The following is a 13,514-nucleotide window of genomic DNA, read 5'->3' as shown; positions in this document are numbered from 1 at the left end:
CGGATAGGGCAAGGAAGGTGGTTGTAGAATTTTAAAGTGGTAATGATTCTGCAGCAGTACTAAAGTGTGACTGATTTTTCCATTTTTTCGAAGAACAGGGAGTTCTATGTCTTTTGATGCGTTTATGAAGGTTGATGGTGTTGAGGGCGAGTCTCTTGACGATGGGCACAAAGGTTGGGTCGAATTGCTTTCCTACCACTACAACGCCATGCAGTCCATCAGTCAGACTGCCAGCTCGAATGGAGGGGCTACTGCTGGAGGGTTTCCCTTGGCGATTTCCAGATCAGTAAATATGTGGATAGAGCCACCCCTAAGCTATTTGAGCTTTGCTGTAGGGGTTCGCATATCAAAAATGTGACCATTCGAATCCATCGTGCAGGAACTGAAAAATTCAAGTATTTGGATATCGTACTTGAAGAAGTCCTGATCTCATTAGTAAGCGGTCAAGGTGCCGACCAGTCAGGCTTCCCTATAGAAGTAGTAAACCTGAATTATGGCCGCATTAAATTTGAATATTCACAGCAACGCCGCGCTGATGGTGGTAGTGCCGGTATCGTTTCTGGTGGCTGGGACAGGACTGCGAATAAGCCATTTGCGTAGGCGAATGGATTCAATGTCAACAGATAAAGTGGAAGATTTAATCTCAGGGGTAGATGTATGACTAGCGGCACATACGTCATTTGGAGGGGTGAAGAATGAAACCAACAGACGAAAATCGCACAAGCTATTTGATGATTAGTGCCGCCGCTGAAAAGCTAGGAGAGCAAGCCTGTACATTAGGTATTAAGCATATTGATAATGCCGTTCTGCGATTGCAATTCAATCGTGAAGTCTCCTATTACGCAAAAAGTATTGTTAATGATGTTTCTGAAGGTAAAAAAAGTCCTGAGCAGGGGCTAAAAGAAATAAAAGATGAACAAGATAGCTTGTTTGCCCAGTCATGGGAGATTGCCAAAAAAGGCGTTGGAGTAGTCGCCGGAGCAATGCAATTCGGAGCTGGTGCGGGCATTTGCTATGGCTCTTTAGGTACGCTGTGCCTCGTTGCAGGTGTACCAATTATGGCTCATGGTGCAAATAACGTTTATGAAAACGGGCGCAACCTTTGGGAGGGGCGTAGTGATACAGAGGGCCCAGTAAGAAAGGGATACCAAGCAGCAGCGAAAGCAGTTGGTTACGGAGCACGAGAAGGAAATATGGTCTACGGGTCAGCCGACCTTGCGATGTCTGTATATGGGGTCACGAAGCTGGTTTTAAAGCCGGATTCCTGGCGGCTATTTAGATATATTAGAACTGATTATGTTCGTGCATATCGAAACACGTCAGTACCTGTATTGGTCATAGATAGAGCCGCCGACACCATCACAGTAGACGGAATGCAAAAGCAGTGAACCGACAAAAAGCTGGACGATTTTTTTCACACGCAAGAGTTTATTTTTTCGCGATTGCGTGCGCTGCTTTTCATTCAGTATGGATATTGCTTCTCCTTAATTATTTTTTTGATCTTAGTGTTCTTGTGGCTAGGTTTATAGTTGTGCTGTGTTTTATTATTATTTCTTTTTTTTGTATTAAGTTGTTCCATAAAAAAATAAACAGGCTTTGATGTGCATGTCTGCAATATACAGTTTTTCTTAGTTAATTAGAGACTCAATAATGAGTCGCTCAGTATGCCGATTACGTACGCTTGGCCATGTCCAATACTGTTGATTTCAGGGCTGATCGAGAGGTGGCCTTGCCCCCGATAAACGTATCCCTTAACCCGGCGTCGGGGTTGAGCATCTAGGGTTGTTGATCTTGCCAGTTCTGCTTGTAGTGGCTGAAACCCCCTTGCGCTGCTTGCTTGCACATAAAAGACTTGTCGCTTTTTAGAAGAGGCACAGCCCTGTGCCAGCGTCCTCCAGGGTAATAGGTGGGGTGTAGTGAACTGTAGTGGTCTAATGATTTTGTGCTAGGGGTCGAGTGTTCGAATCACTCCGTCCCGACCATATTTTTCAATGACTTAGCCCAATCTGAGAAGGTTGGGCTTTTTCATGTGCGTGAGTTTTACGTGGCATTAGATTTTTGCTAAGGCGATCTTCGTCTGATTTGTTGATTAGACGCCTCCGTGCCCGGTATTAATCTGTATGTTTTAGGATCAGGAGGGCAGGTATCCCCGCCCTCCGTCAGCCTAAGGAAAAAACTTGTCTATGATACCGCTGGCAAGAAACGCCAACGCCCAGAGACTGATTTCTACCTGTACCGCTTTTGTCCGCAACTTGAACATGGCAATAGCCCTGCTAGGTGCTGACAGCGCTGCCAACTTTTAAGGGTTGGTTATTTGTAAAGCGCCATGCCGGGCGCTTGCTTTTGGCTTACCGCGAATGGCCGCAAGCAGTAGCTTAAATGTCTGAGGTATCCGATCGGCACAGCCGGGAACGGGCTCATTCACTTTCACCTTAAGCAGCTTGACTGAGCTGCAGTCGGAAGAGTCACCCCCCTAGGACGTCCTGGCTTAGCGAGGAATCGTCGTGGCTCGACTTTACACGATCAACACATAACAAGTAATCCTCCCGCAAAGTTTTTTGAGATTTACTAAAGAATCAATAGTAGATAGGAGCTAAAAGCAAGCCCGCATACTTGGGTTAATTTTAGGTTTTGTACGAAAAGTATTGCTGCATACAACGTAGGCTGCAGGCCAGCGTGACCATGGCTGCGTAGCTCTTGGCCAACTTGTCGTAGCGAGTGCCGATTCGGCGGTTCTCTTTTAGCCAGCCAAACATCCGCTCAATGATGTTGCGCTGCCGCTACTTTGGACGATCAAAAAGTCGGGGCAAGCCAGGCCGGGGTTTGCGTGGCATGGCGCGTAGCGGGATCACAGGCTGTATTCGGTAACGGTCGCATTAGTAACGCAGGTATTCTGCGTCATAGCCTTTGTCAGCCAGTAACCATCTACTGCGTTTGCGTGGTCGCCCCGGCTTACCGGGAATGCGCACCTGATCCAGCAACGGCTGGGCGTGGGCTATATCGCTGGCTTGTCCCGGTGACAGCATGAAGCGCAATGGCACGCCATTAGCGTCGCAAACCATATGAATCTTGGTTGTCAGGCCGCCTCGACTGCGCCCCAGAGCATGGTTTAGCGCTTCTTCAGGCCCCCCTTTTTTCCGGCGCCTGAAGAGGCTCGGGTTGCACGTACCGCCGTGGAGTCGATTATCCAGGTGTCCAGATCGATCAGTCCTTCCTGGTTGAGTCGAATGTGCAAGCGTTCCAGTATACGGTCGAACGTACCGTTATCGCGCCAGTCACGAAAACGCTGATACACCGTCGACCAGGGCCCAAAGCGTTCCGGCAGATCTCGCCAGGCAGCACCCGAGCACAAAACCCAAAGGACCGTGGAGTACCAGACGATCATCGCTACGTGGGCGACCCATTTTCTGCTCGGGAGAAACCAGATCCTTGATCAATTCCCACGATGCGTCAGAGAGTTCGTAGCGCTTTGCCATGCGGGCCTCCAGCCAATCATGGCGGCAATTCTACCCCAGCCGACTTTTCGTACAAAAACTAGTGAGCCTTCGTGCAACGATCACGCTCCGTCAGCGCGAAGCACTTGGCGCACTTCGCGAAACACATCGACCAGCCGAGCCATTAACTCGGCCGAGCAATCTGGCCTTCTACGCCATAATCACGCAGACCTTGGCACACAGGCTGGTCACGCACGTATGCACGCTTTCATCTGGCAGCGTGAGCATTATGTCGATGCAGTCGCCTATCCGTATTTGGTGGCGCTGGCTCATATCGAATTCATAAAGGTGGCGTGAGTTGATTAAGTGGTCTATTAACTTGATGAGGGTCTTAACGAGGAGTGCAATCTTGGTCGGTAGAATTTCTGATTCAGAACTCCATGAAATGCGGATTCGCAAGCTACAGAACGACATCTCTGATTCAGAGCGTCTCGGCATACCCGTGAAATTCATGCACCTGTCGGCTCTGACACCCACCAGCAGAGAACATCATGTTGAAAGGCATGGTGAGCTCTTCACAGGGCAGGAGATGCTTGATTGGTGGGCAGAGGGGGATAACCGTGTGCGCTGTCGCTGTGCATGCACCCCAGTGCTTTTAGATAATCAGGGGAGGCCTATGACTCCAGATCTCATGGTTAAAGCCAAGATGGATCTGAAGGTTTTCAAAGCGTCCTGACCTCACGGTTCGTAGCATTCAGCGTAATAGGCGAGGCTCGGGTTAGGCCGTGATGCGCTCGCCGACCACCTTTTCGTATCTTGCAATCAGGCGATGTGGCTGACACCCATATACCCATGACCCTGACTACTTGCCTGCGCCAGATCCCTCATCTCGAAATTGATTGATGTGACACATGTTGCGCGCATCGGCTACCGGATCTATCGCTGACCGCTTTAGATTTGGCCGGGGTCGTATTGCATGAACTCAATGCCATGCTTTTTATTCAGTCGATTCGGTAGGTAGCGGCTGCCGCTCGACGTCTGAACGAGCATTTCTTCTGAAGCGGCAGGCGAATGATCAATTTGTTTCATTAATGCAGGCATGGTTGACCCCACGCCATACCGTCACAGGGGCGCTGCGATTAAAAATGGAAGGGGTTACTGCGTGATTTGCGATGCGTAGGCGCTGGCATCCACGCGGTGGATCCGGCCAGAGCAAAGAACTGTCTGCGTCGGATGATTTGGCGGCGTTCGCGTTGGTATCCGTGGTTTCTCAGTGACAGATGCGATCTGTCTCGGACGATGTTGACAAAGCTTATTACCATTAGTACTGTATTTATATACAGTATTCGGGTGGCTCCTATCTGGATTAGCTGACGAAATGGCACTCTGGCAATAATGATTGCCCGTGTGCTGCCGGTGAGGAGCTCATCTGTCGGCCAGCTTATTTCACGCCATTCAGCTCCCCGAGAAACCGAGCGGAGATATGAGCGTTGCATCCACTTAAAATCTAACTTGAGAAACTAATCTATGCCTGATACCAATGCGTACTACCTGGAAAGTCTGACAGACCTGCGAGCCGCAAGCGGAGGCGCAAATTACGCGTTTACTCATGCAGGGGGCGGATTTTGGAGGCGAGACCCCCTGGACACAGTTTCTCCCGAAAATCTCGATGCGGGTCTATTGGTCGCAGCTGACGGTAGCCGCTGGAAACTGGATAAAACGTCCGGGCCCACTCGAGCTGAAGTTGGAAAACCGGGAACGTCGTTCAACGATAACGGCTGGATAGTCGGGTGGTATACCCCTGGAGAAAACATCAACGGCAACGGAAATAAGTTTAACTACGCCTCGTTGTACATTCCCAACGACCGCGTCGTGCAACAAAATGGTCTGAACGGTGCCACCGGTTCGAAAGTGGACGGCCTGAACGTGACAATGGGTTTTGGTGGTCCTTCGACGCGCGGGGGGCGACATGCTATTGACGGGGTGTTGCTACAAGGATTCGGTACTGAGGGGGCCACAGATCAAAACAACGGAGACCGAAATTATGTTGGCGTACAAGGTCAAGTGCTGACTAATTCGGGAGATGGCGGGACGAGTCCCTCTGATCTGCGTGGTGCGTATTTCGGCGGATCTGATTATGTAGGGCTGTACGGCACGGCTAAATACGTAAATAACATTACCGGTCGGGAGGTCAACACTGACATCCAGGCGAGCGACGGCACTCGTGTTGATTATCACACGGGTATCCAGATCGCTTCCAATATCGGTGAGCGCGGCTTTACTCTGGATACTGCTATTTCTGTATCGAACCTGGGTGGATCTCCTCGAGGCTGGGGAAATGGTATCAGCTTCAGCGGAAAGAACGGGGGGGCTGCGTTCGAGGCCGATAGTACTGCCATTAGGGTTTTCCCTTCCGGAGCTGCAGGCGGGGCGCTTGGTACTCTACTCGATACTCGAGGTGTGACGGTAGGTCAACTCATAGCCGCTGATGGAGTGTCTTTGCGCAGAGGCATCCTTGATCTGGCGACCTCTGGAGCGCTAGTGAACCTTGGGTCTTCCACCGCCGCAGGTGTCGTGCAGTTTCAGGGCCGCTCATCCGGTCTCTCTTCTGCGTGGGATGCACGCTTGGCTTTTATCGGTGGTACATCAACTACGGGTCAAGGGGTTGCCCAGATTGATGCCGGTCTAGTTGCCACCAGTGCGGCAGTCGTTCGGAGTACCGCAGCCAACTACACCGCATTAGGCACTACCGCTTATCCGTTCAGCCAGGTTGTCATTCAGACGAGCCCAATCGTAACGTCTGACGTGCGTCAGAAAACGGAAATCGAAAAACTTACATTGGGGCTGGACTTCGTCCGTAGCTTTGCTGCTGCGGAGCAAGGATTGATCCAGTACCGGATGGCCCAAACTGGTGGCAAAGTACAGAAGGTCCAGACGGGAACGCGCAAAGTCGAGCGCCAGGCTACAGAGACTGTCGAGACGGTTGTGCATTATCTGGAGATGGTTGAAGGCAAAGCGATCCAGAAGACTCGCACGGAACAGACCGAAGTCCCTATATTTGATGTCCTGCAGGTTTGGGACGAGAGTGGCAATCCGGTAATGGTTGAGGAAGAGTTTGTAGCAGGCTCTCATGAGGAACTGAACGAAAACCAGGAAGTCCGCACCGTTCTTGACTATGCCACGCGTCAAATGCAGCTTACGACCAAGGTTCCTCGTATGGAGGTTGTGGAGGAGCCTGTTTATGAACAGGCGGTGTACCAGAGGGAGGGTGGACGGGTCCATTTGGGTATTAGTGCTCAAGAGCTGCGCGCGCAATTGCTGGCGCACGGCATAGATGATTGCGCAGCATGGTGCTTGGCTGACCCGGAAGACCCGGAGTCGACGCAATCAGTAAGAGAAGCTCAGTTGATTCCGGTTTTGTTGAAAGCGGTAGCGGAACTGGCCTCCGAAGTCGAAACGCTCCGAAGCTTCGCCGCAGTGGGTAATAACGCTAACTGACGGGCGCAAGTGCTTTGAAAGAACGGGCTAGCTATTAGGCCCGCTGAGAATAAGGCCTGCGTACTGATTATTATCCTCTGCTGTATCACTTTGAAAAACCTGAGGCTTTTCTCAAGGTGAAGCTGGGTCTTGATCGGACGTTCGGCCTGCAGTGCTTAGTCTGGGGTATTGCCAATGCTGGAGAGGAAGCTGAGAAAGTCGCCCCTTGCTCTCTGACGATCTTGTCTCGATCAAGTCCTTGATGGGGGAGGGATTTCTGGTCCGCTGGCCAGGTATATCTATACGAGACCACCTTCCTCACACCGTTTTTTATAACTGCTATAACTGCCCATAAACTCTCACCCGTTAACCGTTTCAGTGTGCCGAAATACAGGCTACCACTGTCGGCTTTACAGCACTGCTTTGCACCCAAGTCATTATGGCTTTAGACACGCCTGCAACGATCAGCGCATTTACCAAGCGCAGGCAGCAAGAAATCGGCAGCGAGCGCTTTGTCGACAGCCACCGAAAAAACGCTCTTCAAAGCATTGTCGTACCCCCCTGAAAACAATTTGACATATGTTATTTGTGATCACATATTAGCCCCATAAGAACGCCAATATGAGTCACTCCCCATGACAGACCGTCCGATCCTCCTGCCCGCCATGCGGCAGGTTTCCCGCGATACCCTCCAGGACCAGGTTTACCGACAGATCCGTGAAGCGCTGATGAGCGGGCGCTTTCAGCCGGGTCAGAAGCTGACGATCCGTGGTCTTGCCGAGGCGCTGGGCTCGAGCCCGATGCCGGTGCGCGAGGCATTGAATCGTCTCAGTGCAGAGAACGCCTTCGAAGTCACCGAAACCGCTCGTCTTCGCGTGCCCATGATGACCCCGGAGCGGCTGCGTGAAATTCGTGATGCCAGGGTCGCGCTGGAAGGTCTGCTGGCCGAGAAGGCGGTCATTCTGATCAATGACGCCGACCTTGCAGACATCAGCCAGCTCTGCGAGCAGATGCAGAAGGCTGCAGACAGCGTTGATGTGGCCCTATACCTGTGGACCAACTTTGCCTTTCACCGGCGCATTTATGCGGTCGCCAAGGCTGAGTTGATCGTTGCGGCAGTGGAGAATTTCTGGCTGCACATAGGCCCGTGTTTCGCACTTGTCGCGCCTGACAGGGCGCACCTTCAGCGTTCGATGGAGGCACACAACCGTATCGTCGAGGCGCTGGCGGCGCGTGATGGGGCGGCCGCTCGTGCAGCGGTCACTGACGACATCATGCAGGCGGCTGATTCTCTGACGCGCCTGATCGCAAAGAGCGACCGCTCCAGGTCGCGGGTCTCGGGAGTGAAAAAAGCATGAGTGTTCTCAATCGGCTGGTTCCCTACACAGGGCTGCGCGTGCTGATTTCCGGTGGTGCCGCCGGGATCGGTGAGGTGTTGGCGGCGGCTTACATGGAAGCCGGGGCAAAGGTGCATGTGTGTGATGTCAGCGAGGCGGCCATTGCGGCATTCCTTGATCGCCATCCAGGCAGCGTTGCCACGCGCGCAGACGTTGCTGATCCGGTGCAGATCGAAGCGGTGTTCAGGGTGCAGCGCGAACAGTTCGGCGGTCTTGATGTGCTGATCAACAACGCCGGGATCGCCGGCCCTACGGCAGGCATTGATGCCATTAGCGAAGAGGAGTGGCAGCGCACCATCGACATCAATCTCACCGGGCAATACCGCTTTGCTCATCACGCTGTGCCGCTGCTCAAGGCGTCGCCCAACGCTCATCTGATCCATATCGCGTCTGTCGCCGGTCGTCTGGGCTACGCCTGGCGTACACCGTACGCGGCGACCAAATGGGCGATTGTCGGCCTGATGAAGTCGCTGGCGTCCGAATTGGGTGAGAGCGATATCCGCGTCAATGCCTTGCTGCCCGGCATCGTCGAAGGCCCGCGTATGGACGGTGTGATTCGTGCGCGTGCGCAACAGATGAATGTGCCTGAGGAGGAGATGCGCGAGGAGTACCTGAAAAAGATTTCGCTCAAGCGCATGGTCACCGCTGAGGACGTTGCCGCGATGGCGCTTTTCTTGTGCTCGCCCGCCGCACGCAATGTCACGGGCCAGGCCATCAGTGTGGATGGCAACGTCGAATACCTCTGAGTATCAGGCTCGATAGGACCGGACAGCGTCCGAGTCGTGTTCCACACCAGACTTTCTCGCCAAGAACAAGAACGGAGAATGCTCATGCCCAAGAAACGTCCGATCATTATTACCTGTGCCGTCACGGGGGCCATTCATACGCCCTCGATGTCGCCTCATTTGCCGATCACGCCGCAGGAAATCGCCGATGCAGCCGTCGGTGCCGCCGAGGCGGGGGCCTCTATCGTCCACTTGCATGCCCGCGACCCGGTTGACGGGCGGCCCAGTCAGGATGTCGATCTGTTTCGGCAATTTCTGCCGCACATCAAGGCCAGGAGCGATGTGGTGATCAATATCACCACCGGCGGTGCGCCGACCATGGGCGTTGAAGAGCGCTTGCAACCTGTGGCGCAACTCAAGCCGGAACTCGCCTCGTTGAACATGGGATCAATGAACTTCGGGCTGTACGAAATGCTCGATCGCTACAGCGAATTCAAGCACGACTGGGAACGGCCGTACCTGGCCGAGAGTGATGACCGGATCTTCCGTAACACCTTCCGCGACATCGCGCACATCCTCAATACCTGTGCCGAGAACCGTACGCGCTTTGAAATCGAATGCTATGACATCGGCCATCTGTATACCGCCGCGCATTTTCTGCAGCGCGGGCTGCTCAAGGCACCGATTTTCATTCAGTCGGTATTCGGTTTGCGTGGTGGTATCGGCGGGCACCCCGAGGACCTGGCGCACATGCGTCGCACGGCCGACCGTCTGTTTGGTGACGCTTACCAATGGTCGATTCTGGGGGCCGGTCGCAATCAGATTCCGCTGGGCACCATGGGCCTGTCGATGGGCAGTCATGTGCGGGTCGGCCTTGAAGATTCGCTGTGGGATGGGCCGGGCAAACTGGCGGCGTCCAACGCCGATCAGGTCAAGCGTATCCGCACAGTTATAGAAGCGCTGGGCGGGCAGGTGGCAACGCCTGATGAAGCCCGTGAAATGCTTGATCTGAAGGGGCAGGACAAGGTTAATTTCTAGTCTCGCAAAACGTGTCATCTCAATAACAACAAGACAGAGGTGAAAAATGCGTATCGAAATCGTTGTCGACGTGAAGACCACGCTGGGCGAAGGCCCGGTCTGGGATGTCGAGCAACAGCGTCTGTACTGGATCGACAGTTTCGACGGTCGTGTTCTGCGCTGTACGGATGACGGGCGCGAGTTGCGAGCCTGGGATGTCGGCCAGAAAATCGGTTCCATGGCCCTGCGCAGGAATGGCGACGCGGCGCTCGTCGCGTTGCAGAGCGGCATCTACAACCTTGATTTGCCGACCGGTGATCTCGAGCTGATAGTCGACCCCGAACCGGGGCTGCCGAACAATCGACTCAATGATGGCAAGGTCGATCGGCAGGGCCGGTTCATCGTGGGCTCGATGGACACGCAGGAGGATCAGGCCAGCGCGAAGCTGTATCGCCTCGACCCGGACCTGAGCCTGCACACGCTGGATGAAGGCATCATCGTGTCCAACGGACCGTGCTGGAGCCCGGGCGGTGAAACCTTTTATTTCGCCGACACCTGGTCCGGGGATATCTGGGCCTATGACTACGACAACACCAGCGGCGCGGTCGCCAACAGACGAACCTTTGCCAAGGTCGACACCTCAGCAGGAGGCGCGGCGGATGGCTGCACCGTCGATGCCGAAGGCTGCCTGTGGCAAGCGCTGGTCTACGCCGGAAAACTGGTGCGCTACACCCCGGACGGGCAGGTGGATCGCATCATTGACATGCCCGTGAAGAAAGTGACGAGCCTGACCTTCGGCGGACCGAACCTGGACACGCTGTATGTCACCTCCATGGCCAGGCCGCCGTTGCCACGCTTTCCGGAAGATGGTCAGCAACGCGGTGCCTTGTTTGCGATCACCGGGCTGGGCGTGCAAGGCATCGCTGAACGGCGCTTTGCCAGTTAACCCGTCAACAGACTGAACCTGAACGTTAAGGACGACTGACCCTTTCTCGCTTGGGCGTGCCTGGCACGCCTGGAGAGTTCCCATGCCAAATAACAAGAATGCATCGCTGGGCAAGATTCACCGGTTTTCGTGGGTGTCGTTGTTGGTCTGCTGGATGATCTGGATTCTGAATGCCTATGACCGCGAGATTGTATTGCGCCTGGGGCCGACGATTTCCAAGCATTTCGAATTGTCTGCGGACCAGTGGGGTACGGTGGCCACCGTCGTCATGCTGGCTCTGGCCGTTCTCGATATTCCAGGCTCTATCTGGAGTGATCGTTACGGCGGCGGCTGGAAGCGGGCACGCTTTCAGGTGCCATTGGTACTGGGCTACACCGCATTGTCCTTTCTCTCAGGCTTCAAGGCGTTGAGTGGCAGCCTTGCGAGTTTCATCGCCTTGCGGGTGGGTGTGAATCTGGGGGCTGGCTGGGGCGAACCGGTCGGGGTCAGTAACACGGCTGAATGGTGGCCGGTGGAGCGCCGCGGTTTTGCTCTGGGCGCACACCACACCGGTTACCCCATCGGCGCGATGCTCAGTGGCATTGTCGCCAGTTTCGTGATCAGCACCTTTGGTGAGGAAAACTGGCGTTATGTATTCTTCTTCGCCTTCGTGGTGGCTCTGCCGCTGATGATCTTCTGGGCGCGCTACTCGACGGCCGAGCGCATCACCAAACTGTATGTGGACATTGCCGCCAAAGGCATGACCCCGCCGGACAGCACGCCGTCGACCAACGTCAAAGGCCAGGTCTGGAAGTCAGTGAAGGCCACGCTGAGTAACCGCAATATCGCCCTGACAGCCGGTAACACCATGCTCACGCAAGTGGTGTACATGGGGGTGAACATTGTCCTGCCAGCCTATCTGTACAACATCCTCAACCTGTCGTTGGCCGAATCGGCAGGAATGAGCGTCGTATTCACGCTGACGGGTATCCTCGGGCAACTTATCTGGCCTTCGTTGTCGGACATCATTGGTCGGCGCATAACCCTGATCATTTGCGGTCTATGGATGGCGGTCAGTGTTGGTGCCTTTTACTTCGCCAACACCATCCTGATCGTCATCGCCGTGCAACTGCTTTTCGGCCTGGTCGCCAATGCCGTCTGGCCCATCTACTACGCGGTTGCGTCCGACTCTGCACAACCCTCTGCAACGTCGACCGCCAACGGCATCATCACCACGGCGATGTTCATAGGCGGCGGTATTGCACCGGTACTCATGGGCACACTGATTTCCATGGGCGGCGGCTGGACCAGCCTCAGTGGCTATACGGTGTGCTTCTTCGTGATGGCGGGCTGCGCGCTGGGCGGGGCGTTCCTACAACTGTTTTCTCATCGGCCGGAAGTGTTGGCGGTGCAGCGCGGAGTGTGAGGCTGGCGCCGACTTTTCATACAGAACCCAAGACGCAGGCTAGGGAAAAAGATGTTTAAAGGTCTGCCTGTTACTGCTCCGCAGGATGTGTGTAGGGCTAACACGTGTAGCCCTACAATAACATGCAGGATAGGAGGGATTTTGGCTCAACCCGCCAACCCCCGCGCAGTCCCCAAATCGGTAATCAACACATCCAGATACCCTCCCAACAACGCACCCTTGATCGCCTGTACCTTCCTCGCCCCCCCAGCCAACCCCAGCACGCGATTGATCGAGCGCAACTTAGGCAAGCCCATCGACACCACAAACTCTTCATCCTCTTCCAGCACCGGTTTGCCCTGGGCATCAAAATACCGCAGGCAGATATCACCCACCGCACCCCGTTCAGCGAGCACGCGCAGCATGTCTTCGGTGTAGTAGTTGCCGCTGTTGCGCAGCAGTTGTGACGGTTCGAGTTCGCCAATACCCACGATGGCGAGGGTGATGCTGTCGAAGCGCTGGAGGACTTCTTTGACTTCTTCCATTTCGACGATGCGCTGTTTGCTTTCTACCGATTGCTCGATGCTCTGCGACGGCAGCAGGAACGCGGGGCAGTTTAGGAGGGTGGCTAGGCGCTGGGTGAGCAGGGTGGCTTCAAAGGCACCTTTGTTGCCGACGCCACCGAGCAGTTGCACGACTTCCTGGGCACTTTGTTTGCCCGGTTGGGGGTGCATGTGGCTGACCATCGCGCGGATCGTGCTGCTCCAGGAGGAGATACCGATGTGGTCCTGAGCGCTGAGGCTGGTTTCCAGGTAATGCGCGGCGGCCGAGCCGATGGCTTGCTTGATGCTTTCTTCGTTGTCCGGCTCGGTGGCTTCAACGACGATCACCTGGCGTATGCCGTACAGGGACTGCAAGCGGCTTTCCAGCTCCAGGTGCAGGCCTTGCGGGCGCATGACGGTGATTTTTACCACGCCTTCCTGCAACGCGCGGCGCAGGGCGCGGCTGATGAAGGATTGGGACAGGTCGAGTCGGGTGGAAATCTCGGACTGTTTGAGTCCTTCTTCATAATAGAGGCTGGCGATCTTGCTCATCAGCCGTTGTTCTTCGATCTGGCTCATGCAGGCCCCAAAA

9 protein-coding genes, 1 tRNA gene and 3 pseudogenes are annotated in these 13,514 nt (G+C 54.6%); 10 read left to right on the top strand and 3 right to left on the bottom strand.

Going from position 1 to position 13,514, the window contains the following annotated elements; genetic code table 11:
- Positions 1-106 precede the first annotated feature (106 nt).
- The 3 genes and pseudogenes from AO068_RS02885 (at position 107) to AO068_RS27870 (ending at position 1,982) form a co-directional block, all read left to right on the top strand.
- A pseudogene (locus AO068_RS02885) lies at positions 107-600 on the top strand (Hcp family type VI secretion system effector).
- A gap of 95 nt (positions 601-695) precedes the next feature.
- Positions 696-1,388: a DUF4225 domain-containing protein gene (locus AO068_RS02880; protein ID WP_404944496.1), complete on the top strand. Its 693-nt coding sequence runs from the start codon at positions 696-698 to the stop codon at positions 1,386-1,388.
- 519 nt (positions 1,389-1,907) lie between these two features.
- Positions 1,908-1,982 (top strand) — tRNA-OTHER (locus AO068_RS27870).
- 642 nt (positions 1,983-2,624) lie between these two features.
- Here AO068_RS27870 and AO068_RS26430 read toward each other — a convergent pair.
- Both AO068_RS26430 and AO068_RS29160 read right to left on the bottom strand, forming a co-directional pair.
- Positions 2,625-3,476 (bottom strand): annotated as a pseudogene (locus tag AO068_RS26430) (IS5 family transposase).
- A gap of 86 nt (positions 3,477-3,562) precedes the next feature.
- Positions 3,563-3,767: pseudogene (locus AO068_RS29160) on the bottom strand (DNA-methyltransferase); the annotation flags it as partial.
- A gap of 112 nt (positions 3,768-3,879) precedes the next feature.
- Here AO068_RS29160 and AO068_RS29480 point away from each other — a divergent pair.
- The 7 genes from AO068_RS29480 (at position 3,880) to AO068_RS02835 (ending at position 12,401) form a co-directional block, all read left to right on the top strand.
- Positions 3,880-4,170: a hypothetical protein gene (locus AO068_RS29480; protein WP_058407626.1), complete on the top strand. Its 291-nt coding sequence runs from the start codon at positions 3,880-3,882 to the stop codon at positions 4,168-4,170.
- A 791-nt stretch (positions 4,171-4,961) separates the two neighbouring features.
- Entirely contained in the window at positions 4,962-6,932 is a 1,971-nt protein-coding gene (locus AO068_RS02860; RefSeq protein WP_235592571.1) for a hypothetical protein, read from the top strand.
- Positions 6,933-7,546: 614 nt separating this feature from the next.
- Positions 7,547-8,269 (top strand): GntR family transcriptional regulator, encoded by a 723-nt coding sequence (locus AO068_RS02855; protein WP_019741340.1) that lies wholly within the window; start codon positions 7,547-7,549, stop codon positions 8,267-8,269.
- Complete coding sequence (locus tag AO068_RS02850; RefSeq protein WP_003432996.1) at positions 8,266-9,054, top strand: SDR family oxidoreductase; 789 nt, start codon at positions 8,266-8,268, stop codon at positions 9,052-9,054. Before AO068_RS02855 ends, AO068_RS02850 begins: the two co-directional genes overlap by 4 nt.
- 84 nt (positions 9,055-9,138) lie before the next feature.
- Positions 9,139-10,071, top strand: coding sequence for a 3-keto-5-aminohexanoate cleavage protein (locus tag AO068_RS02845; protein ID WP_010200522.1), 933 nt, complete (start codon positions 9,139-9,141; stop codon positions 10,069-10,071).
- A gap of 46 nt (positions 10,072-10,117) precedes the next feature.
- Positions 10,118-10,996, top strand: a complete 879-nt coding sequence (locus AO068_RS02840; protein ID WP_058407604.1) for an SMP-30/gluconolactonase/LRE family protein — start codon at positions 10,118-10,120, stop codon at positions 10,994-10,996.
- Between the two features lie 82 nt (positions 10,997-11,078).
- Positions 11,079-12,401 carry an MFS transporter gene (locus AO068_RS02835; RefSeq protein WP_058400212.1) on the top strand — a complete coding sequence of 441 codons (1,323 nt, stop codon included), beginning with the start codon at positions 11,079-11,081 and terminating at the stop codon, positions 12,399-12,401.
- A gap of 146 nt (positions 12,402-12,547) precedes the next feature.
- Here the strand turns inward: AO068_RS02835 and AO068_RS02830 are convergent, their stop codons facing one another.
- On the bottom strand, positions 12,548-13,501 hold the full coding sequence (locus AO068_RS02830; RefSeq protein ID WP_058407603.1) for a sugar-binding transcriptional regulator: 954 nt from the start codon (positions 13,499-13,501) through the stop codon (positions 12,548-12,550).
- Between the last annotated feature and the right edge of the window lie 13 nt (positions 13,502-13,514).

Origin of the sequence: Pseudomonas sp. ICMP 3272, from assembly GCF_001466905.1 — a bacterium.
In the GTDB taxonomy this organism is placed as follows: domain Bacteria; phylum Pseudomonadota; class Gammaproteobacteria; order Pseudomonadales; family Pseudomonadaceae; genus Aquipseudomonas; species Aquipseudomonas amygdali.
Note: the sequence above shows the minus strand (reverse complement) of the source record. Positions and strands in the feature narration are given on the sequence as shown.

What these genes read in the sequence shown, in the direction of transcription:
- AO068_RS02880 (WP_404944496.1), top strand. Translation starts at nt 696, where the DNA reads ATGAAACCAACAGACGAAAATCGCACAAGCTATTTGATGATTAGTGCC.
- AO068_RS29480 (WP_058407626.1), top strand. Translation starts at nt 3,880, where the DNA reads ATGCGGATTCGCAAGCTACAGAACGACATCTCTGATTCAGAGCGTCTC.
- AO068_RS02860 (WP_235592571.1), top strand. Translation starts at nt 4,962, where the DNA reads ATGCCTGATACCAATGCGTACTACCTGGAAAGTCTGACAGACCTGCGA.
- AO068_RS02855 (WP_019741340.1), top strand. Translation starts at nt 7,547, where the DNA reads ATGACAGACCGTCCGATCCTCCTGCCCGCCATGCGGCAGGTTTCCCGC.
- AO068_RS02850 (WP_003432996.1), top strand. Translation starts at nt 8,266, where the DNA reads ATGAGTGTTCTCAATCGGCTGGTTCCCTACACAGGGCTGCGCGTGCTG.
- AO068_RS02845 (WP_010200522.1), top strand. Translation starts at nt 9,139, where the DNA reads ATGCCCAAGAAACGTCCGATCATTATTACCTGTGCCGTCACGGGGGCC.
- AO068_RS02840 (WP_058407604.1), top strand. Translation starts at nt 10,118, where the DNA reads ATGCGTATCGAAATCGTTGTCGACGTGAAGACCACGCTGGGCGAAGGC.
- AO068_RS02835 (WP_058400212.1), top strand. Translation starts at nt 11,079, where the DNA reads ATGCCAAATAACAAGAATGCATCGCTGGGCAAGATTCACCGGTTTTCG.
- AO068_RS02830 (WP_058407603.1), bottom strand. Translation starts at nt 13,501, where the DNA reads ATGAGCCAGATCGAAGAACAACGGCTGATGAGCAAGATCGCCAGCCTC.